Origin of the sequence: Shewanella electrica (assembly GCF_022321485.1) — a bacterium.
GTDB classification, from domain to species: Bacteria; Pseudomonadota; Gammaproteobacteria; order Enterobacterales; family Shewanellaceae; genus Shewanella; species Shewanella electrica.
In genome coordinates this window covers 133,791-152,234 of the sequence record NZ_JAKOGG010000008.1, presented here as the reverse complement: position 1 = coordinate 152,234, position 18,444 = coordinate 133,791, and the positions used below count along the sequence as shown (strand labels likewise).

The 18,444-nt window shown below is 49.9% G+C and carries 18 protein-coding genes; 14 read left to right on the top strand and 4 right to left on the bottom strand.

Going from position 1 to position 18,444, the window contains the following annotated elements; all coding sequences use genetic code 11:
* The first annotated feature begins 125 nt into the window (after positions 1-125).
* The 4 genes from L9G74_RS12885 (at position 126) to L9G74_RS12870 (ending at position 5,120) form a co-directional block, all read left to right on the top strand.
* The gene (locus tag L9G74_RS12885) at positions 126-890 is read left to right on the top strand and encodes a CDP-diacylglycerol diphosphatase (RefSeq protein WP_238896820.1); all 765 of its coding nucleotides are present in this window, start codon (positions 126-128) and stop codon (positions 888-890) included.
* Positions 891-1,036: 146 nt separating this feature from the next.
* Positions 1,037-1,807, top strand: a complete 771-nt coding sequence (locus L9G74_RS12880) for a S1/P1 nuclease (RefSeq protein WP_238896819.1) — start codon at positions 1,037-1,039, stop codon at positions 1,805-1,807.
* 365 nt (positions 1,808-2,172) lie between these two features.
* On the top strand, positions 2,173-4,374 hold the full coding sequence (locus L9G74_RS12875) for a TonB-dependent receptor (RefSeq protein ID WP_238896818.1): 2,202 nt from the start codon (positions 2,173-2,175) through the stop codon (positions 4,372-4,374).
* A 71-nt stretch (positions 4,375-4,445) separates the two neighbouring features.
* Positions 4,446-5,120 carry a Fe2+-dependent dioxygenase gene (locus L9G74_RS12870; protein ID WP_238896817.1) on the top strand — a complete coding sequence of 225 codons (675 nt, stop codon included), beginning with the start codon at positions 4,446-4,448 and terminating at the stop codon, positions 5,118-5,120.
* Positions 5,121-5,207: 87 nt separating this feature from the next.
* Here L9G74_RS12870 and L9G74_RS12865 read toward each other — a convergent pair whose 3' ends face one another.
* Both L9G74_RS12865 and L9G74_RS12860 read right to left on the bottom strand, forming a co-directional pair.
* Positions 5,208-6,161: an aldo/keto reductase gene (locus tag L9G74_RS12865; protein WP_238896816.1), complete on the bottom strand. Its 954-nt coding sequence runs from the start codon at positions 6,159-6,161 to the stop codon at positions 5,208-5,210.
* A gap of 69 nt (positions 6,162-6,230) precedes the next feature.
* Positions 6,231-7,025, bottom strand: a complete 795-nt coding sequence (locus L9G74_RS12860; protein ID WP_238896815.1) for an SDR family NAD(P)-dependent oxidoreductase — start codon at positions 7,023-7,025, stop codon at positions 6,231-6,233.
* 170 nt (positions 7,026-7,195) lie between these two features.
* On the opposite strand from L9G74_RS12860, the gene L9G74_RS12855 reads away from it, so the two are divergent.
* The 4 genes from L9G74_RS12855 (at position 7,196) to L9G74_RS12840 (ending at position 10,899) form a co-directional block, all read left to right on the top strand.
* Positions 7,196-8,083, top strand: coding sequence for a LysR family transcriptional regulator (locus L9G74_RS12855; protein ID WP_238896814.1), 888 nt, complete (start codon positions 7,196-7,198; stop codon positions 8,081-8,083).
* 68 nt (positions 8,084-8,151) lie between these two features.
* Positions 8,152-8,919: a metallophosphoesterase family protein gene (locus L9G74_RS12850; RefSeq protein WP_238896813.1), complete on the top strand. Its 768-nt coding sequence runs from the start codon at positions 8,152-8,154 to the stop codon at positions 8,917-8,919.
* A gap of 170 nt (positions 8,920-9,089) precedes the next feature.
* Positions 9,090-9,743, top strand: coding sequence for a DUF4937 domain-containing protein (locus L9G74_RS12845; protein WP_238896812.1), 654 nt, complete (start codon positions 9,090-9,092; stop codon positions 9,741-9,743).
* Between the two features lie 91 nt (positions 9,744-9,834).
* Positions 9,835-10,899, top strand: coding sequence for a hypothetical protein (locus tag L9G74_RS12840; protein ID WP_238896811.1), 1,065 nt, complete (start codon positions 9,835-9,837; stop codon positions 10,897-10,899).
* 18 nt (positions 10,900-10,917) lie between these two features.
* On the opposite strand, the gene L9G74_RS12835 is transcribed toward L9G74_RS12840, so the two are convergent.
* Positions 10,918-11,814 carry a glycosyltransferase family 2 protein gene (locus L9G74_RS12835; RefSeq protein WP_238896810.1) on the bottom strand — a complete coding sequence of 299 codons (897 nt, stop codon included), beginning with the start codon at positions 11,812-11,814 and terminating at the stop codon, positions 10,918-10,920.
* A gap of 153 nt (positions 11,815-11,967) precedes the next feature.
* Positions 11,968-13,023: a CDP-glycerol glycerophosphotransferase family protein gene (locus tag L9G74_RS12830; protein WP_238896809.1), complete on the bottom strand. Its 1,056-nt coding sequence runs from the start codon at positions 13,021-13,023 to the stop codon at positions 11,968-11,970.
* 260 nt (positions 13,024-13,283) lie between these two features.
* Between L9G74_RS12830 and L9G74_RS12825 the strand changes: the two genes are divergently transcribed.
* From L9G74_RS12825 to L9G74_RS12800, 6 genes are all read left to right on the top strand, one after another.
* Positions 13,284-13,772, top strand: a complete 489-nt coding sequence (locus tag L9G74_RS12825; protein WP_238896808.1) for a pyrimidine dimer DNA glycosylase/endonuclease V — start codon at positions 13,284-13,286, stop codon at positions 13,770-13,772.
* 166 nt (positions 13,773-13,938) lie between these two features.
* Complete coding sequence (locus L9G74_RS12820) at positions 13,939-14,265, top strand: MliC family protein (RefSeq protein WP_238896807.1); 327 nt, start codon at positions 13,939-13,941, stop codon at positions 14,263-14,265.
* A 139-nt stretch (positions 14,266-14,404) separates the two neighbouring features.
* A complete protein-coding gene (locus L9G74_RS12815) occupies positions 14,405-14,899 on the top strand; it encodes a hypothetical protein (RefSeq protein ID WP_238896806.1) in 495 nt (164 codons plus the stop codon).
* 105 nt (positions 14,900-15,004) lie between these two features.
* Positions 15,005-15,538 (top strand): hypothetical protein, encoded by a 534-nt coding sequence (locus L9G74_RS12810; protein ID WP_238896805.1) that lies wholly within the window; start codon positions 15,005-15,007, stop codon positions 15,536-15,538.
* 293 nt (positions 15,539-15,831) lie between these two features.
* Positions 15,832-16,203 carry a N(4)-acetylcytidine aminohydrolase gene (gene yqfB, locus L9G74_RS12805; protein WP_238896804.1) on the top strand — a complete coding sequence of 124 codons (372 nt, stop codon included), beginning with the start codon at positions 15,832-15,834 and terminating at the stop codon, positions 16,201-16,203.
* A 115-nt stretch (positions 16,204-16,318) separates the two neighbouring features.
* Positions 16,319-18,418 (top strand): M13 family metallopeptidase, encoded by a 2,100-nt coding sequence (locus tag L9G74_RS12800; protein ID WP_238896803.1) that lies wholly within the window; start codon positions 16,319-16,321, stop codon positions 18,416-18,418.
* Positions 18,419-18,444: the final 26 nt, after the last annotated feature.

Below are 18,444 nucleotides of genomic sequence, written 5' to 3'. Positions count from 1 at the left end.
TGTGATGCCGCCACCAGCCAATAGAGTGAATCTCGCCTTTGGTCACGGAATCTCACAATTCCTCACATGACAGCGTTAGCCTTTTCTTGCAAAATGCCGCCAAACGCCAAAATCCTATGGAAAAGATGAAAAAAGTAACCAAACAACTGCTGCTGGTGTTGCCGATTCTCGCCATTGCAGCAGCCATCTGGTGGTTCTTTGCGCCTGCCAATCCGCACAATCCTGATGCCTTATGGCAACTGGTGAGTCAACGCTGCGTGGTGGGGATGGAACAACAACAAAATCCTGCGCCATGCACCAAAGTGGATGAACAACGCGGTTATGTCACCCTCAAAGATCGTCACGGCCCGCTGCAATATCTGCTGCTGCCGGTTGCGAAAATCACCGGCACTGAAAGTCCGGCACTGCTGGCCGCCAATGCGCCAAAGTTCTTTGCGTTATCTTGGGATGAACGGCATCTGATGGCGGAGAAATATGGTCGGCCAATTGCTGATTCCGCCATTTCTATCGCCATCAACTCCGCCTATGGCCGCACGCAGAACCAGATGCACATCCATATCTCCTGTCTGCGCACCGATATCCGCAGTGAGCTAGACAAGCTAGCGCCGCAACTGCATGAGAAGTGGCAAAGCTATAGCTTGGACGGCAGTGATTATCAGATCCGCAGTTTAAGCGACAGCGACCTGCATGCCGAAAGTGCTTTCAAACGTATCGCCCGCGAGCTGAACGTTGAACAAGATGATATGGGCAAATATGGCCTCGCGTTGACCACGCTGCCAGATAACCGCTTGGCGTTATTGGCATTGCGTGCCAGTTGGTTTGGCTTAGAAAAAGCCAGCCCAGAACTGTTGCAAGACCACAGCTGCGCCATCCTAGATCCCGCGCCGTAAGCGCTGATAAACCCGACACGCCAGTGTGAGTCGCAATACCACACTGGCAATGCTATTCGTTGTACCCATTTACCGCGCTGGCGGTTGGCGATGTACTCTTTTTGTCATCAAGTACCATGCCACCAACAGCGTTTAGGAGACACATCATGTATCGTTTACTCGGATTATGTTTATTGCTGTGCGCCTCGCAAGTGCATGCTTGGGGCTTTACCGGCCACAAAGCATTTTGTGAAGCCGCGTACGATTTAACCTCGCCTAAAACCCAACAGACGTTGGACGCACTTGCCGCCAAACAGGGCGAGTACCACTCATTTGCCGAAGCCTGTACTTGGGCCGATGACATCAAAAAAGATCACCAATGGGATTGGTCTAAACATCTGCACTACGTCAACATTGCCCACGATGACCAGCAGCTCACCACCAGCGACTGCCCACAAAAAGGTTGTGTGCTGAGTGCGATTGATGAGATGCAAGCTAAGCTCAAAAAAGACCCACAAGACTGGCAGGCACTGTTTTTCTTGGCGCATTTCGTGGGCGATCTGCACCAGCCGATGCATGTGAGTTACGCCGATGATTGGGGTGGCAATAAAACCCAAGTGAGCTTCTTTGGCGAACCCGCTAACCTGCATGGCGTTTGGGACTATGGCATCATCGAACATCTGGTCGGCGAAGACTGGCACGGCTGGGGCGATACACTCGCCGCTACCGCCAAGGCTAAGCAGTTCGATGCCAGTGGCACACCGGCGCAATGGGGTGATGAGTCACTGCAACTGACCCGTAAAATCTATAGCGAATACCAGCCCAACCAGCAACTGGGGCAGCCTTATGTGGATGCCAATGCGCCAATTATTGAGCAACGCATTGAACGTGGCGCTGTGCGCTTAGCCCAAATGTTAGATGCGATTTATCAGCACTAAATCACCTCGTAGCCACATGCTTAGCAATGCTGAGCATGTGGCGTCATATCAAGCGTCACACCTAATCTCCCCCACTAAAGCCGCTTTAACCGTTCCGAACGACCTGCCGCCCGACACTGCGTCAACTGTTAACAAGTGTAAATGTTTAACCGCCATTAAGCCCCTCTTAATCACCTTATAATTCAACAGGATAACTTTTGAAATTTCAGTTTAATTTAAGATTGATTGATCTAAATCAATTAAACGCAAATGAGAATGGTTATTGCTAGCATTATTTTAACATCATATATTGCACGTCGCTGAATTAAACGAGTAACCAACGCAGTTGCTCGGCTAACCTTTTACCACATCAGGACTTGTGAATAATGAACACCAGAAAACACCGCCAGCGGGTACGCTTCGGCGCGACAGTATTAGGCTCGTTAACCTTAGGGATGGCAGTGGGCGCGAGCCCAGCGCTAGCGGATGATGCCGCGCAACCCAAGCAGCAAAGCCAGCAGAAAAAGCTAGAACATATTGAAGTCAACGGTGATTACCAAGGCTACAACAACCGCCGCGTACAATCGGGCAAATTCACCGAAGACCTGCTCAACAGCGCCAAAACCGTCACTGTGATTAATCAAGATCTGATTAAAGATATGGGCGCACAAAGTTTTACCGATGCGCTGCGTGCCACGCCAGGTATCACCCTCGGCACTGGCGAAGGCGGTAACCCATACGGCGACCGCCCGTTTATTCGTGGTTATGATGCGCAATCATCGACCTTTATCAACGGCATGCGCGATGTGGGTTCGCAAAACCGCGAGACCTTCAACATCGAACAGATCGAAGTGCTCAAAGGCCCAAGCTCGGTCTATAACGGCCGTGGTGCCGTTGGCGGCAGTATCAACATTGTCAGCAAAAAAGCCCGTGCGGGTGACTTCATCAATGCCGATGTGGCACTGGGCACCGATTCGCTCAAGCGTGCCACCTTGGACGTCAACCAGATGATCGGTGAAGACAGCGCAGTGCGCATCAACATGATGAGCCACGATGCCGACACACCGGGACGCGACGACGTATCTGGCAACCGTTGGGGCGTAGCGCCCTCTATCACCTTTGGCATGAACAGTGCCACTCAAGTGACCTTGGAGTATTACCACTTTGAGAGCCATGACATGCCTGACTACGGTATTCCGTATGATCAAGCGACTGGTCGCCCAGCCAAGGTCGATGCCGATAACTTTTACGGCTTACTGTCACGCGATTTTCGTGACAACAGCGACGACACAGGTTCAGTGCTGATCAATCACGACTTCAGCGACAAACTGCATTTAAACTCCACGACCGTGTATAGCCGCAGCACCAACCAATATATCGTGACCAACCCGGATGACTCAGCGGGTAACGTGGCTAACGGCTACGTGTGGCGTAACACTAAGTCACGCAACTCCGCCACCAAGACCTTGGCGACGCAGTTGCAACTGTCGGGCGAAGTGAGCATTGCCGGTATGCCAAACCGCTTTGCCGTCGGCGCCGAGTTCAGCAATGAGCAAACCGATAACTTAGGTTACAGCGTCGATACCGGCAACGGCCGCGGCGCAGGTTGCAGCGCCGACATGCTGGCAAGCTACAACTGTACCTCGCTGGATAATCCCAACCCGCATGATCCTTGGGTTGGCACCATCACCGCCAGCACCACGCCGAGCGTGACAGAAACTGATACTCGCTCGGTGTATGGCTTCAACACCTTAGAAGTCACGGAGCAGATCTTTATCAATGCCGGCGTGCGTTGGGATGACTACGACAGCAGCTCAGTGTCGGGCGACACCACGTTGACCAACGAAGATAGCTTTGTGAACTATCAACTGTCAGCCCTGTATAAACCGGCCGAAAACGGCAGTATCTATCTGGCTTGGGGCACCTCATCAAACCCACCGGGCACTTCCAACGGTGACGGTAGCGATCGCCTTAGCAGCGGCAACGAAGACTTAGCACCAGAAGACACTAAGAGCCTAGAGTTGGGGACTAAGTGGGATCTGTTCCATGGTCGCCTGTCGCTGAATGGCTCGGTATTCCAGATTGAGAAAAACAATGCGCGCGTAGCGACTGAAGCTGGTCGCGGCGCACCGCAAGACAACGTCGGTAAGCAGAAAGTAAAAGGTTTTGAAATCGGCCTGTCCGGTGACATCACCAAAGAGTGGCACGCCTTTGGCGGTTACACCTATCTGGATGCGACGTTGGAAGCCAACGGTTTCAACACTGCGCTCAACGGTAACCGCTTCCCGAATACCGCCAAGAATAGCTTTAGCCTGTTTACCAACTACGACATCACCGAGCAGTTCAATGCAGGCGTAGGTGCGTACTACATGGATAAAGTTTACGGTAACACCGCTAACACCTTGTGGATCCCATCCTACTGGCGCTATGACTTTGTATCCTCATATCGCTTTAACGATTGGGTCACCGTGCGTTTGAACGTGCAAAACCTGACGGACAAACGTTACTTTGATAAGGCATACGCGGCACACTTTGCCAACATCGCGCCGGGACGTATGGCGATGCTGAGTGCTGACTTCCGCTTCTAAGCGTAGGGCTATTAATGTGATAGCGGTGCCGACGTGGGTCGGTGCCGCTTTTGCGTAGCAGGATATCGACCATGTTAATTGAAATACCGAATGTTTTTACCAAAGAAGAAGTCGCCAACATCCGCGCACAGCTCGATGCTCAGCCTTGGATTGATGGCAACCAAACCTCTGGCGAGATGGCAGCAACGCGCAAACGCAATCAACAGCTAGACAAAGATAATCCAGTGGCGCTTGATATCGGCCAACGGGTGATGGACCGTTTGCTCGCCAACCCGTTATTTGTCTCGGCGGCGCTGCCATTGCAGTTTTATCCGCCGCTGTTTAACCGCTATGAAGGCGGCGAAACCTTTGGCTATCACATTGATAATGCCATTCGCTCCACCGCTGATGGCCTGGTGCGTACCGACCTGTCCACCACCCTATTTTTGAGCGAGCCGGACAGTTATGCCGGCGGCGAGTTAGTGATTCAAGACACCTTTGGCACCCAAGCGGTAAAACTGGCGGCGGGCTCCGCCATTCTTTATCCGTCCACCAGCTTGCACCAAGTTACCCCAGTGACGAGCGGTGAACGCACGGCGGCATTTATGTGGCTACAAAGTATGGTGCGCGATGAGGGACAACGACGAATTCTGTTCCAACTCGACCAATCGATTCAAGCGCTGACCGCCACAGCAGCGGCACCGCAGGAGATTTTTAATCTGACCGGCGTGTACCACAATCTGCTGCGCCGCTGGAGTGAACTGTAAACAACAGAGCCAACCAGAACGGCGCTGGTTGGCTCAAGTTGGCGTTTACCTTGGGAGAAAAATTCTGGTTGTTAAGTAAAAACCGAGTTAAATCCCAGCTTGGGTGAGCAGCGCCAGCTCCTCGGCGGTTAGCCGCAAATTCGCCGCCTTGGCAAAACTGCTGACATGATGTGCCTTAGTGGCACTCGCAATCGGCGCCGTGACGCCACGCGCTGCCATCAACCATGCCAAGGCAACTTCTGCCGGTTCGGCATGATGCGCTTCGGCCACTTTATCGAGTGCCGCCAAAATGGCGTGGCCTTTGATATCGAGGTATTTGCCAACACCTTCGCCACGGGCGCTCTTAGCCAAATCGTCTTTGCTGCGATATTTGCCCGACAGGAATCCCGACGCCAAGCTGAAATAAGTCACCACGCCGATATTCTGTTTAACGCACAAGTCTTGCAATGTGCCTTCAAAACCGCTGCGATCATACAAGTTATATTCCGGCTGCAGCACTTGGTACGGCGTGATATTAAGCCGTTTGGCAGTGTCGAGTGATGCCTGCAATTGGTCGGCATTTAAGTTTGACGCACCAATCGCTCGAATCTTGCCAGCTTGTTTAAGCTCGTTAAACGCTTGCAGGGTTTCCGCATAATCGGTGTCGGGATCGGGCCAGTGGGCAAAGTACAAATCAACGTAATCGGTTTGCAATCGCGCCAATGATTCATCAATCGCCTGTTTGATCCATTGGCTGGTTAAACCTTTTTTGCCGGGTTGCTGTAAATCGGCACCAACTTTGGTAAAAATTTTCACCTTGTCGCGCATGCCCGGACGGGCTTTCAGCCAGTGACCAATAATGGTTTCTGACTCGCCGCCTTGGTTGCCCGGCGCCCACATTGAGTAACAATCGGCGGTGTCGATGGTGTCAAATCCGGCATCAACAAACGCATCCAAGATGCCAAAGCTGGTTTGCTGGTCAATCGTCCAACCAAACACGTTGCCACCAAACACCAGTGGCATGATCTCTAAGCCGGTATGACCTAATTGTCGTCTATCCATTGCTAAGCTCCTTAATCAGTTGCACTAAGCGACGAACCGCAGTTCGCACTTTCCTCGACGTATCAAGGCTTACAGAATGTCGTCCACCACGCCGCCGTCAACGCGCAGTGCTGCGCCGCTGGTGGCTGACGCTTGCAGTGAGCAGACATACACCACCATGTTAGCCACCTCGTCCACCGTGGCGGCACGTTGCAGCACTGAGCTAGGGCGATGGGTCATGATAAATTCTTTGGCGATGGTTGCTACCGATTTGCCAGTGCGCTGTACCTCATCGGCAACGATGGCAGCAAAACCATCAGAGATAGTTGGCCCCGGCAACACACTATTTACCGTCACGCCGCTGCCCGCCACGCGTTTAGCTAAGCCACGGCTCAGTGACAATTGCGCGGTTTTAGATACGCCATAGTGGATCATATCGGCGGGCACATTGCGGGCCGATTCAGAAGAGATAAACACCACGCGGCCCCAGTCTTGCTGTTGCATCGCCGGCAGATAAGCACGCGCTAACCGCACGCCTGACATCACGTTGGTCTGCCAGTATTGCTCCCACGTATCATCGTCAGTATCAAAAAAGTCCTGCGGACCATAAATCCCCGCATTATTGACCAAAATATCGACCTTAGGCACCGCTTGCAGCAGTTGCTCGCAACCCGCTGCATCGGATAAGTCAGCCACCGCTAACACAATATCGGCATCGGGCACTTCGCTGAGTAAACGCTGTTTTGCTGCCGCAACGGTGGCTTCGCTACGGCCATTAAGCGCCACCTTGGCGCCGCTAGCGGCCAGCCCTTTAGCAATGGCAAAGCCAATGCCACCGCTTGATGCGGTCACTAAAGCAGTTTTTCCATCTAATCTGATTTCCATTGTGCCTCCACAAATTTGCCGAACAGCTGTTGAGGGAAACGGGCGAACGCGTTGATAAAACGCCAAAAGTGGCTCCGCCTCATTCCGTAAAGCGAAAGCCTCATTGTATGTACAGCTCAGCCTTGATTAAATGGACACAATCTAAAGACACTCTTTCTCTTTGGTTAACAATGAATGGATTAAATGATCTGAGCGGATTGCGGGTATTTGAGCGGGTAGTCAGCTTAGGCAGCCTCACTGCGGCGGCACATGAGTTAGGGATTTCGCTGGCCGCCACCTCGAAACGGCTGGCAAATTTGGAAAAACGCACCGGCTTGCAGCTGATACACCGCAGCACGCGAAGCCTGTCGGTAACTAGCGAGGGCGCCACGCTGTACCAACATGCGCAGCGTATTTTGCAGCAAGTGTCGCAAGCAGAAGAAGCGCTACTCAACCAACAACAACAGTTGTCAGGCAGCTTGCGGATCACCTCGCCCAACAGCTTCGGCCAGCGGGTACTGTTACCGCTGATCAGCGAGTTTACGCGGCAATATCCGCAGATTAAGTTGCAGTTACTGTTGAACGACCAAGTATGTGATCTGATCAGTGACAACATTGATGTGGCTATTCGCTACGGGGAACTGCCCGACTCCAGCCTGATTGCGCGGCACTTACTGCCGAATAACCGCATCATCTGCGCCGCACCGCAATATCTGCAGCAATATGGTCAGCCCGATTCCTTGGCCGATCTCGCTAATCACCGCTGTATCGTAATTGGGCCGCACGCCGAGATCGAATGGCGCTTTAATCAGACGCAAGTGCATATCAACGGCCATTTTCTGTGTAACGATGGTGAAGCAGGTCACCAACTGGCATTGCGCGGCGTCGGTATTGTGATGAAGTCGTACCTTGATGTTGCCAGCGATATTCAACAAGGCCGCTTGGTGCAATTACTGCCAGATATCGCCTGTGCTAATGCACCGATCAATTTGGTTTACCTGCGCAATCAAGATCTCGTCCCGCGAGTCAAAGTGTTAGTCGATTTTTTACTGCAAGCAACACAAAAAATGGTCAGTTGATCGCAAGGTGAACACACAAAATATGGCAACCTTGCCAGCTTGTTGTATCAACTTCGCAAGGTGTGCTGATGAGAATTGCTGCCATTTTTGATATTCATGCCAACCTGCCCGCACTGGAAGCGGTGCTGCAAGAGGTCGCCTCACTGCGAGTGGATATGTTGGTGGTGGGCGGCGATGTGATTGCCGGACCGATGCCCAATGAAACCCTCGCGCTGCTGGCCCAGTATCAAGGCAATAAGGTGTTGCTAAAAGGCAATGCCGAGATCGACTTATTGCATTGTCTCAACCATGAGCCCATGCATCCGCTCAGTCCACGTGCCGCCCATGAGATCCATTGGTTAGCTAACACGCTCAAACAGGAGTTTATCCAGAAGATTGTTAACTGGCAGTTTAGTAGTGAGATCCACTCACCAGAGCTAGGGCGCATGCTGTTTTGCCATGCCACGCCGCGCGATAGCCATGAAATCTTCACCGAACAAACGCCAACAGAACAGCTATTACCGATGCTGGGGCGCAGTCGCGCCGATGTGATTGTCTGTGGTCATAGCCACATTCCGTTTGAGCGGCGTCTACCGCAATGCCGCATCGTCAATGCAGGCAGCGTCGGCATGCCAGTTGGCAGCAACCTTGCCAGTTGGGTATTGCTTGATGGTCAGATCACTTTCAAACAAACCGCCTATGACATCCACGCAGCGGCGCAACGCATTCGCCAATCGGACTATCCTGACGCGGAAAACTTCGTCCAGCAGCAGGTGCTGCATGTGCCGAATACCGCGGCACAGCAACAACTGTTATCAGAATTGATGCAGCAACAGCAGTTAGCTTCAGCGAGTTAACACACCAATAACAAACAAATTTTCCCATCTCTTGGATGTAAATACCCACCAAAATTGACGTAGCCGACTAGACTTTAAAAGAAGGTGCGAACCGGTCTGCTCAAGGCTGATTCGCCTCTTTCACAAACCCTTATTGCGCCGCTGCACCACGCATATTTAGAGGAGCCACAATGACAGTGCTCAAACTGATCCGCTGCATTATTCCCCGTGAACAACGCCAAGCATTTTCGAATGCGCAACATATCTGGCAGGGGCTGGCCGCCATTGATGGTTTTGGTGGACAAGCAGGCGGATGGGAAGCAGTGAGCAATCATGCGGTCATCTTCGGCTACTGGCAAAGTGTAGACGTGTTACAGCAGTTTATGGACAACCAACACCCACAATTTCTCGCTAAAAACACTGATATTCAATCTGTTAGCGAATTAAAAACGGCGTTGTACGAACAGATACTGGCGGTGCCCACCATGTCCCCAAGTAGCGACCAATCGCGCATTATCCGCACGGTTTACTGCAACGGCGTCAAAGACGAGCGACAGTTTATTCGCGATCAAATGGCGATGTGGAATCCCGCCTTGGCTAAGCAACATGGCATGCAGGGCGGTTATATCTGGCGCAACAGCCAGCAAACCGCCGACTTCATCTTACAAACCTACTGGGAGTCAGAGCAGGCACACAGCCGCTACGTTGAAGATCTACTCCCCGAGCTGATGCAAGCCATGCGCCCCATGCACTACATGCAATCCATCTCAGGCAGCTTTGTATATGAAGAACCGCAGTGGCGTGTCAATCCGCTGCATCATCACTACGCGGGTGTTCCTGAGTAACTCAGCGGCGATTCAGGTCTGAGCGACTAAAGTTCACAAATGCAAATTATCGTTAACGACCATTACTAACAGCTGCATTTCAGAGGCTCGAATGATCTCCAACCAACGTATCTTGTTTATCCCCGTGTCATCCGCAGAAGGTATTGGTGAGTATATGCGCTCACTAATTATCGCTCACGCCGCTAAACAACGCTGGCCTGAGTTGGATATTCATTTTATTTTGAGCCGTAAAGCGCCATACGCGCATGATTGCCCATTCAACAGCCATCTAGTGGATTCCTCCCCGACCAAAGAAACAGCAAAAGTTAACCAAATCATCCAAGCGCTTAATCCTAGCGTGGTGATTTTTGATGCATCAGGCCGAAGGTCACAACTGGCCTGTGCGCGAGCTGGTGGCGCCAAGGTCGTGTTTATTAGTCAACATAGAAAAAAGCGTGCGCGTGGCATGAAAATAGGGAGAGCCAAACTCACGGACCTACATTTGGTGGTACAACCTGAATTCGCCATAGAACCACTGTCTTGGTTAGAGCGATTAAAATGCCATTGTTTTAATATCTCCCGCCCGCGGCATGTAGGGATGGTATTTACACCACCAGAGCCCGCCACAACAGCGCTGCTGTTAGAAAAATTTCAGCTAGCAAAAGATAACTATGTACTGGTCAACGCTGGCTCCGGTGCCCACTTTATCGGTGACAGATTAGCAACCGATGTGTTTGCCGAACAAGCGGTGATGTTGGCACAACAGGGCGTAAAAATAGTATTGGTGGTGGGGAGAAATTATCCCGCAGAGGCAACAGTTCACCCCAACATGGTGACAATCCCTAGCTTGAATAACGACGAGTTTATAGCGCTACTGGCGAATGCTAGAGCCGCATTACTCAGCGGCGGTGGGACCATGCTACAGGCCATTGCCTTACATATTCCGACAGTGGCTGTTGCAGTTGCTAAAGATCAACATGAAAGAGTGGCAGCGTGCGCAAACGCGGGGGTGATTGAAGCTGTAACGTCTATTGATACCATCGCGCCGGCGCTGCTAAAAATATGTTCCGATGCCCACAACCCAAAGCAAAGAGCATTGCTCGCTAACCTCGACGTTCCAAACGGCTTGGAAAGTATCATCAGAGAACTAGAGGAAATTATGCCCACCTGCGTTTAAACACCGAGTGTAGCCTATCTACAGAACAGACGTAGAACAGGTTGCTTCAGCATTTCTACGTTTGAGGTACAGTAAATTACTACTATTATTGGGTATATGATGGTCATTATCCGTGAATTCGTTGACCCCCAAACGACAGTAAACAATTTTGTCCTTCACAATTTCATCTACAATGCGGATATTGGCAGGTATGGCATCACGAACAGCCTCTTTATGGTACAGATGGTATGCAGTTGCTGCATGACGTAAAACGTAACGCTTAGTACCATTAAAGTGAACTAATCGCTGATAAAACTCATAGTCTTCAGTACCCCACCCCACGAACTCAGCGTTAAAACCATTAATGGCCAATGCATCTGCACGCCAAAACGCCATATTGCACCCCAAAGTGCCGAGAGCGGTATAGGTACTTTTTGAGATGATTGAACTCAGAATTGAGTTTCTCATAGCTTTAAAAGAAAGTTCTAAACTCAGACCACCACGGAATGGACTCGGCATCCATTGGTCATTTATAACCATTTGACTTTGTGCGTTATTCAATTTGATACGACGGCCTGCAACCATACGACCAGGTGATGCAGCCTTTATATGGTCAGCAATGAAATGCTTATCCATAACGACATCCTGATCAATGGTAACAATGTAATCACCGGAGGCGATTGCGATCCCCATATTCCGGCTTCTAGCAAGTCTAAAGCCGAGATCTTCTTGCCACTTGTGTATAAGAGGAACACCGATTTGCTCAAACTCAGGCTGCATTTTCTTAATTAAAAGAGCAGTCTCTGATGTCGAACCATCATCACAAATAATGATTTCATCCGGTAAACGAGTTTGAATTTTGATACTTTTAAGACATGCCGCTAATGCAAGAGGCCAATTGTAAGTTGTTACTAGAAGAGAAACAGATAAAGGCATTTTTTAATTCCACGCTATAACTACGCGTGGAAGAATCCACGCTATAACTGCGCGCGGATTCTTATTTTTTGAGCATTAATTGTCAACATTAAGCAACTTTTATAATTGGGGTTGCTTTAAAAGTAAACAGTCTAGAATTACTTTAAGCTTTAATCATAACCCCCAATATCCTAATTTTTTACGTTGTTTAAAATTCCTGATTAGGTTTAGTGGCTTGCGCTTTAATTTTCCAAAGTCTTTTTCTAAAAAATCATCAATGCCATCGAGTACTCTTTCGCTTGATTTTCCATCGGTATAGGGATGAGTGTCAGCGATATACTCATCAATTTTACTCATTTGTTCTGCTGGGTAGCCTAAAGCATAAGTTACCGTATCATGTAATTTCTCTGCTTCTGTAACATTGATGAGATGCTCTTTACGATTGCCTTCTCTAGTTTGATTACGGAATGTTACTACTGGTTTTCGTTGCATTAGAAACATTAACATGACCGATGAGGTATCACATATCATCAAGTCAGCTTGTTGAAGCAATGGAATAACATTATCAGTTTCAACAAATGTTAAATTTTTATTTTGCAGAGCCTTATATTCCGCAACAATTTCTGGAGACATTTTAGGATGAAATTGAACCAACCAATTCCATTCATCAAGGTCACGCATTTTCCTTACGGCATCAACAAGCAATGGAGCACAAGATAGCTTTTTGGTAAATGTTGAGCAAAGCAACACTGTAGGTTTACCATTATCTTTGGCGGTGCTTGAAGCGACGTTTGTAAATAATGGATCAAGTGCTGACCAACCAGTTTGGCGCACACTAAAAAACTCATATTTCTTCGCAAGTTGTTCGAATCCCTTCGTAGTATTTGGCCCTTGGGTGCAATATAGGTCAAAGTATCCACGAATATTGAAATGCTCTCGACTTTCTTTACGGGACGCTTTAGCAACATTAAAACCATGAAAAATTGCTACCTTAATTCCTGGAATGAAACTAGGTACATGGTCACCTGGCACTAAAACAGCATCTGGACGCCACGCAATAACATCTCGAACATTTTCCAGTTTGGTTTCATCCTCATGAATATAAGAATGATTGATTTCACTTCCAGCTAAAAACCATGCCGCTTCATCGCCACGGCGACGAATAGCCTCTTGCAATGGCCGCAAAATGGCATAGGAATAGTTTTGCTCTGCATAAAGTAAGTAGCGCATTCCAGTAAACTCTTGTTAAATCGGACGTAACACTCGCCAACCAGCAGCCAATGTGTTCAGGATATTTACCTGCTAGGCCAATGAAATTCAGAGTGTCTTATATATTTAGCGCCAATATTACCGCACCCTCAGCCAATTGCTTAACGAAAATCGTCGCAATGCTGCTCCCAGTGCTCATTTTGCACTTTAATGCCACCTAAATGATCGACATTGTCCCAAACGACGTATCAAACAAAAGTTTGCAACAACCATAATGACTGATGAACATCTTGGTCCTCGATGAAAATATTACCCTGTGCGCGCAGTATCACTGCGATCAGCATGTGATAAAAATGATTCTGGAGTCAGTGCAACTGCTTTGCACCGCGCTGAATAAACAAGGCTTTGACACGCCTTACAAATCGACCCACATCAAGCACCCGTGTGTGTTGTGGGTCGAGCAGTCATACGACAACTTTGAATGGCTAGTGCAACTGACTTATGCCCTCAATGACGAATACCGCTACCGTTTTGATAAAGCGGTAGACCACAAGTCGATAGCGGTGCTGCGGCAAATTGAAACGCTGCAATATGCTCGATGCGGTTTAACGCCGTTTCCACAAGCGATGCCAGAGCCGTTCAAAGTGGCAGGCGATGCCGTACAGGCGTATCGCAACTTCTATATCGGCGACAAGTTGCGCTTTGCTAAATGGACCAAACGCCCACTTCCCCAATGGTTTGTCGATGCAGTCGCGGTACAGCCAAATTAGGTTAGCTTATGAAAAGTGAGAAGATATCTAGGCGCTGTTTATCTTTGTTGCGCCCAGCTTGCTTAATTGACTAAGCGTCGCAGGCCGCGCCTCGTCCATAACGCGCTTAATTTGAACAAAAATTAAATACTAAAAATCAACAGCCCCTAGAACAATGGAGGGTTTAATGATGCGTAATCTGACTTCTCTTGTGCTATCCGCCACACCATTCTTATTACTTACCGGTTGCCAACAATTGGCGCCGCAATCTTCATCATCGGCCCCAGCAACGCAGTTTGTCTGTCGTAACGGTGAAAGCTTTTTAGTCAAATTTGATAATCAGCAGCAACAAGCGATTATTCATTACCGCGACCAAACAATTACGCTGCCACAACAGCCAACAGGTTCAGGATTTCGTTATGCCAATGACACCCAAGAGATCCGTGGTAAAGGTAATCAGTTAACCGCTTCATTTGCGCCCGAGCAACAACTTAACTGTGTTGCTTACCCTTAATTGCTTGTTTAATAGCAAATTACGCCAATTTCGGCTGGCATCTGCGACCAATTACGTTCACACTGAACTTTAACTGCCCAAATAACCAGCGGCTAAATGCATTTGTTGGTGTTTGACACCGTGGATAAAGGAGAAAGGTATGGACCACGAATATATTGGTCAGCTATTAGGTTTCACGTTAGCACACAGTGCGTCGGTGGTAGATACGCTAGCCGCAGATCAAGCCATGGTGCCATACGCCATTACCTTTCAAGGCGAAGAGCAATCACTCGTCAACTTTGAAGCCGATACCCAGCAGCAAGCAGTAGCTCAAGCGCAAGAGCAACTAGCACAGTTCAACCAAACAGCCGATGCATGGACTTACAGCCAAGAAGGCGTGATCAACAATGAGCAACAGCAAGTGAGCGTGCTGTATTTCAAAGTCTGGCTCAAGGGGATGCACGTCGCCTTAGAAGCCTACCAAGCCTATAGCAAAGCGCCGTTTAAACTGCTGGGAAACGTTCAAGTGCAAAACTTCAATGAAACCGGCATGCAGCAATCGGCAACCGATGTTTTTGTGGCGGGCATTAATCAAGGCGTTGATATTCATCCAACAGCAGCGGCACATTGGGATAATTGGTGTAGCGAAGAGTAACTCCTGCGATTACGAACCTGCCGCCAGCATGCTGCGATTTACCCCACGTTTCACTGGGCGGATAGCGGCTATCATCGGCGGCTCAGTGCTTATGCGAAGATCATCATGGAACCACACGTTAACGCTTTAGTGACGCAGTTTACGCAGCTCGCGCAACAGTGCTCACTCGACCATGCCACCGTGCTACACATCGACACGGAGCATAGCTATTTTTACCAAACGGCCACGCAACAACTGGTGACCGTAACCGTCGGCTATCAACGAGTTGCCAGTCGCTTTTTCCAGCACACGCCGCCTAATCCTGACGATTTAGAGTACGGCATCAACTACATTGAAGACCAAATAGAACGCGCGATTCCTACCCTCGGCCCCATTTCTCAGTTAGTCACTCAGCAAGATTTCTTAATCCAGTTGGCGCACCTCGCGGGCGTTCAGCCTAGCGCGACTATGCAGTTACCGCGTGAACAGCTAGAACGTATTTTTGGCTACTACGCCGAGATCTCTCAAGGGCGGCCACCGTTGCCATCAGAGCCAGATGTCAGCCGAGAGTTTTACGCCAAACTGCTGATCATCCGCGAATATATTCACCATTTAAAAGTTCCCACACTCACCCTGCTGAGTATGGCGCCGTTAAGCTGAACCGCAGCCGCTCCTCATGTTTACCGCGCAACGCCACGATGCAACAACGTGGCGTCATTGTTATCGGCACTCCAATTTGCCTTATCCCAACCGCCGCTAATCGTTACAGCGGTTGACCTTTATTGAAATTAACCACATTAAACAAAGCCGCCAATGACACTTAGCCAACTAAGCACGCTGGACGTAACAAAGCTCAACCGCGCCGAATATCGCGCCATTGATAAAATTTAATGACATCATTCGTCATCAGTTGTTATATAACAGCCCATCAAGCACATTTTTTGATACCCGTTATGGCAGATTATCCAGACAGCATTACTTTCTTTGAATGGCTCGTGCCGTTGATCCTCGCTGGCGACAAGCACATTACCATCCGTGATTACGCCGAAAGTCACTACCGTCCCGGCACACGGGTAATGGCCTATACCTTAGAGACGCACCAAGCCTTTGCCGAAATAGAAATTCTGGCAGTGGAGCCACTGTTTGTAGAAGATCTCAACGAAGAACACGCGCAACAGGAAGGTTTGGCGTTGGAACAATTACAAGGCTTAATACGGCGTATCTACCCCGATCAGCATCAGTTGTTTGTGATTAAGTTTCGCTTGCTCGAGCAGCCTGTGACCGCTGAGTCGGTAGAAACAATTGCGCCAATATCACCCAATTAGCCCAGCAGCACATTGAAACATTGGCTCACACAATTCACCATGTAAAGCCACTCATGCTTCACGCTGCATTGAGTAAAATGTCCACCTCAACCAAAGACAAACAATAAGAGATCCTATGTTTAAGCGATTGATGACTGCCGTTGCGGTCAGCACAACTTTATTAGGCGCAGTAACCGCATGTAGCGAAGCGCCAACAAACAGCGACCCAGTTCCGGTAACCAAACCTGCGGCAGCGCAAGCAAACATCGGTATTAATCTCAACGCCATGGATAGCAGCATCAAACCGGGCGATGATTTTTACAACTACGCTAACGGCAACTGGCAGCGCGAGACAACCATCCCGGCCGACCGTGCTAGCACCGGTGCATTTTTAGTCGCATTTGATGCCACTGAAAAACACAAAGCCGCCTTGATTAACGAGTTGGTCAACACTCAACATCCCGCTGGCAGCGACGAAGCGCGCATTGCCGATTTCTACAAAGCCTACACCGATACCACCACCATTGATGCCGTGGGCATGCAACCGCTAGCGGTCGATTTTGCCCGCTACGCGGCTATCAGCAATGTGTCTGAACTGTCACAAGTGCTGGGCAGCAATCTGCGCGCCGATGTTGACCCGTTAAATGCCACCCACTACGCCACCGAAAACCTGTTCGGTCTGTTTGTCACCCAAGGCTTAGCCACTCCGGGTGAAGTACTGCCGTATCTGCTGCAAGGTGGCCTTGGCCTGCCAGAGCGCGAATATTACCTGTCGAATGACCCAAAAATGGTGCAAATTCGCCAGCAATATCAGCAGTATATTCAACAGTTACTGACGCTTGCGGGTGTTGAGCAAGCCGCTGAAAAAGCCGCACGCATTTTCTCGCTGGAAACCAAAATCGCCCAAGCACACGTAACACGCGCCGAGAGCGAAGACTTTACCAAAGCCTCGGTGGTGTGGAGCCGCGCAGACTTTAGCAGCAAAGCGCCGGGAATTGATTGGGATGCATTTTTTAGCGCCGCCCACCTCGACAGCTTTAACCGCTTTGACGCTTACCACGCTGGTGCCATTCCAGCATTGTCGGAGTTAGTGGCAAACGAGCCACTGCAAAACTGGCAAGATTGGTTGGTGTTCCACCAGATCAACAGCCACACCGACGTATTGCCAACCAAGTTGGACGATGCCCATTTTGCGTTCTACGGCACCACTTTGTCTGGCACGCCAGAACAACGCAGCCGCGATAAACGTGCGCTGAGTGCTTTGGATAACTACTTAGGCAATGCAGTGGGTAAAGATTACGTTGAGCGCTACTTCCCTGCCTCAGCCAAAGCCAAAGTGAGCGATATGGTGGCTAACATCATCAACGCGTTCCACGATCGCGTGGCCGCATTGGATTGGATGGCCCCAAGCACCAAACAAGAAGCGTTAGCCAAAGTAAAATCATTGGTGGTGGGTGTGGGTTATCCAGACACTTGGCCGGATTACAGCAGCTACCAAGTCAGTGCCACTAACGCCTACGCTAACGAAGTGGCCGGTGAGCAATATCGCTACGCGCAGCAGCTAGCCAAGATTGGCAAACCACAAGATAAACACGAATGGTGGATGATCCCGCAAATTGTTAATGCCGTGAACCTGCCGGTACAAAATGCGCTGAACTTCCCAGCAGGTATTCTGCAACAGCCATTCTTTGATGCCAAAGCCGATGATGCCTATAACTACGGCGCGATCGGTGCGGTGATTGGGCATGAGATCAGCCACAGCTTCGACAACAACGGCGCAGCGTTTGACTCCACTGGCGCAATGCGCAACTGGTGGACCAAAGCCGACTTTGCCCGTTTTGCCGAGCAAGGCGAAGCATTAGCGGCACAGTTTGATACCTATGCCCCGTTTGATGATCTGCACGTGAACGGCAAGCTGACCTTGGGCGAAAACATTGCTGACGTTGCTGGCCTTGCGGCGGCACTGGATGCTTACCATGCGTCACTAAACGGCCAACCCGCGCCAGTGATTGATGGTTACACCGGCGACCAACGTTTCTTCATCGGTTTTGCGCAAACTTGGGCCACCAAGATGCGTGATGCGGCGCTACGTCAACGCATCGCCACTGATGGTCACGCACCGGGCATGTACCGTGCACTAACTGTGCGTAACTTGGATGCGTGGTATGAAGCGTTTGACGTCAAACCAGGCGACAAGCTTTACCTCGCGCCAGAGCAACGTGTGAAAGTGTGGTAATGCACTGAGTAAACAGAAACCCCGCA

Coding starts and splice junctions, on each gene's coding strand:
- L9G74_RS12870 (WP_238896817.1), top strand. CDS start 4,446: ATGTTAATTGAAATACCGAATGTTTTTACCAAAGAAGAAGTCGCCAAC.
- L9G74_RS12825 (WP_238896808.1), top strand. CDS start 13,284: ATGAACATCTTGGTCCTCGATGAAAATATTACCCTGTGCGCGCAGTAT.
- L9G74_RS12800 (WP_238896803.1), top strand. CDS start 16,319: ATGTTTAAGCGATTGATGACTGCCGTTGCGGTCAGCACAACTTTATTA.
- L9G74_RS12845 (WP_238896812.1), top strand. CDS start 9,090: ATGACAGTGCTCAAACTGATCCGCTGCATTATTCCCCGTGAACAACGC.
- L9G74_RS12855 (WP_238896814.1), top strand. CDS start 7,196: ATGAATGGATTAAATGATCTGAGCGGATTGCGGGTATTTGAGCGGGTA.
- L9G74_RS12885 (WP_238896820.1), top strand. CDS start 126: ATGAAAAAAGTAACCAAACAACTGCTGCTGGTGTTGCCGATTCTCGCC.
- L9G74_RS12810 (WP_238896805.1), top strand. CDS start 15,005: ATGGAACCACACGTTAACGCTTTAGTGACGCAGTTTACGCAGCTCGCG.
- L9G74_RS12860 (WP_238896815.1), bottom strand. CDS start 7,025: ATGGAAATCAGATTAGATGGAAAAACTGCTTTAGTGACCGCATCAAGC.
- L9G74_RS12875 (WP_238896818.1), top strand. CDS start 2,173: ATGAACACCAGAAAACACCGCCAGCGGGTACGCTTCGGCGCGACAGTA.
- yqfB (WP_238896804.1), top strand. CDS start 15,832: ATGGCAGATTATCCAGACAGCATTACTTTCTTTGAATGGCTCGTGCCG.
- L9G74_RS12830 (WP_238896809.1), bottom strand. CDS start 13,023: ATGCGCTACTTACTTTATGCAGAGCAAAACTATTCCTATGCCATTTTG.
- L9G74_RS12865 (WP_238896816.1), bottom strand. CDS start 6,161: ATGGATAGACGACAATTAGGTCATACCGGCTTAGAGATCATGCCACTG.
- L9G74_RS12820 (WP_238896807.1), top strand. CDS start 13,939: ATGATGCGTAATCTGACTTCTCTTGTGCTATCCGCCACACCATTCTTA.
- L9G74_RS12880 (WP_238896819.1), top strand. CDS start 1,037: ATGTATCGTTTACTCGGATTATGTTTATTGCTGTGCGCCTCGCAAGTG.
- L9G74_RS12835 (WP_238896810.1), bottom strand. CDS start 11,814: ATGCCTTTATCTGTTTCTCTTCTAGTAACAACTTACAATTGGCCTCTT.
- L9G74_RS12850 (WP_238896813.1), top strand. CDS start 8,152: ATGAGAATTGCTGCCATTTTTGATATTCATGCCAACCTGCCCGCACTG.
- L9G74_RS12815 (WP_238896806.1), top strand. CDS start 14,405: ATGGACCACGAATATATTGGTCAGCTATTAGGTTTCACGTTAGCACAC.
- L9G74_RS12840 (WP_238896811.1), top strand. CDS start 9,835: ATGATCTCCAACCAACGTATCTTGTTTATCCCCGTGTCATCCGCAGAA.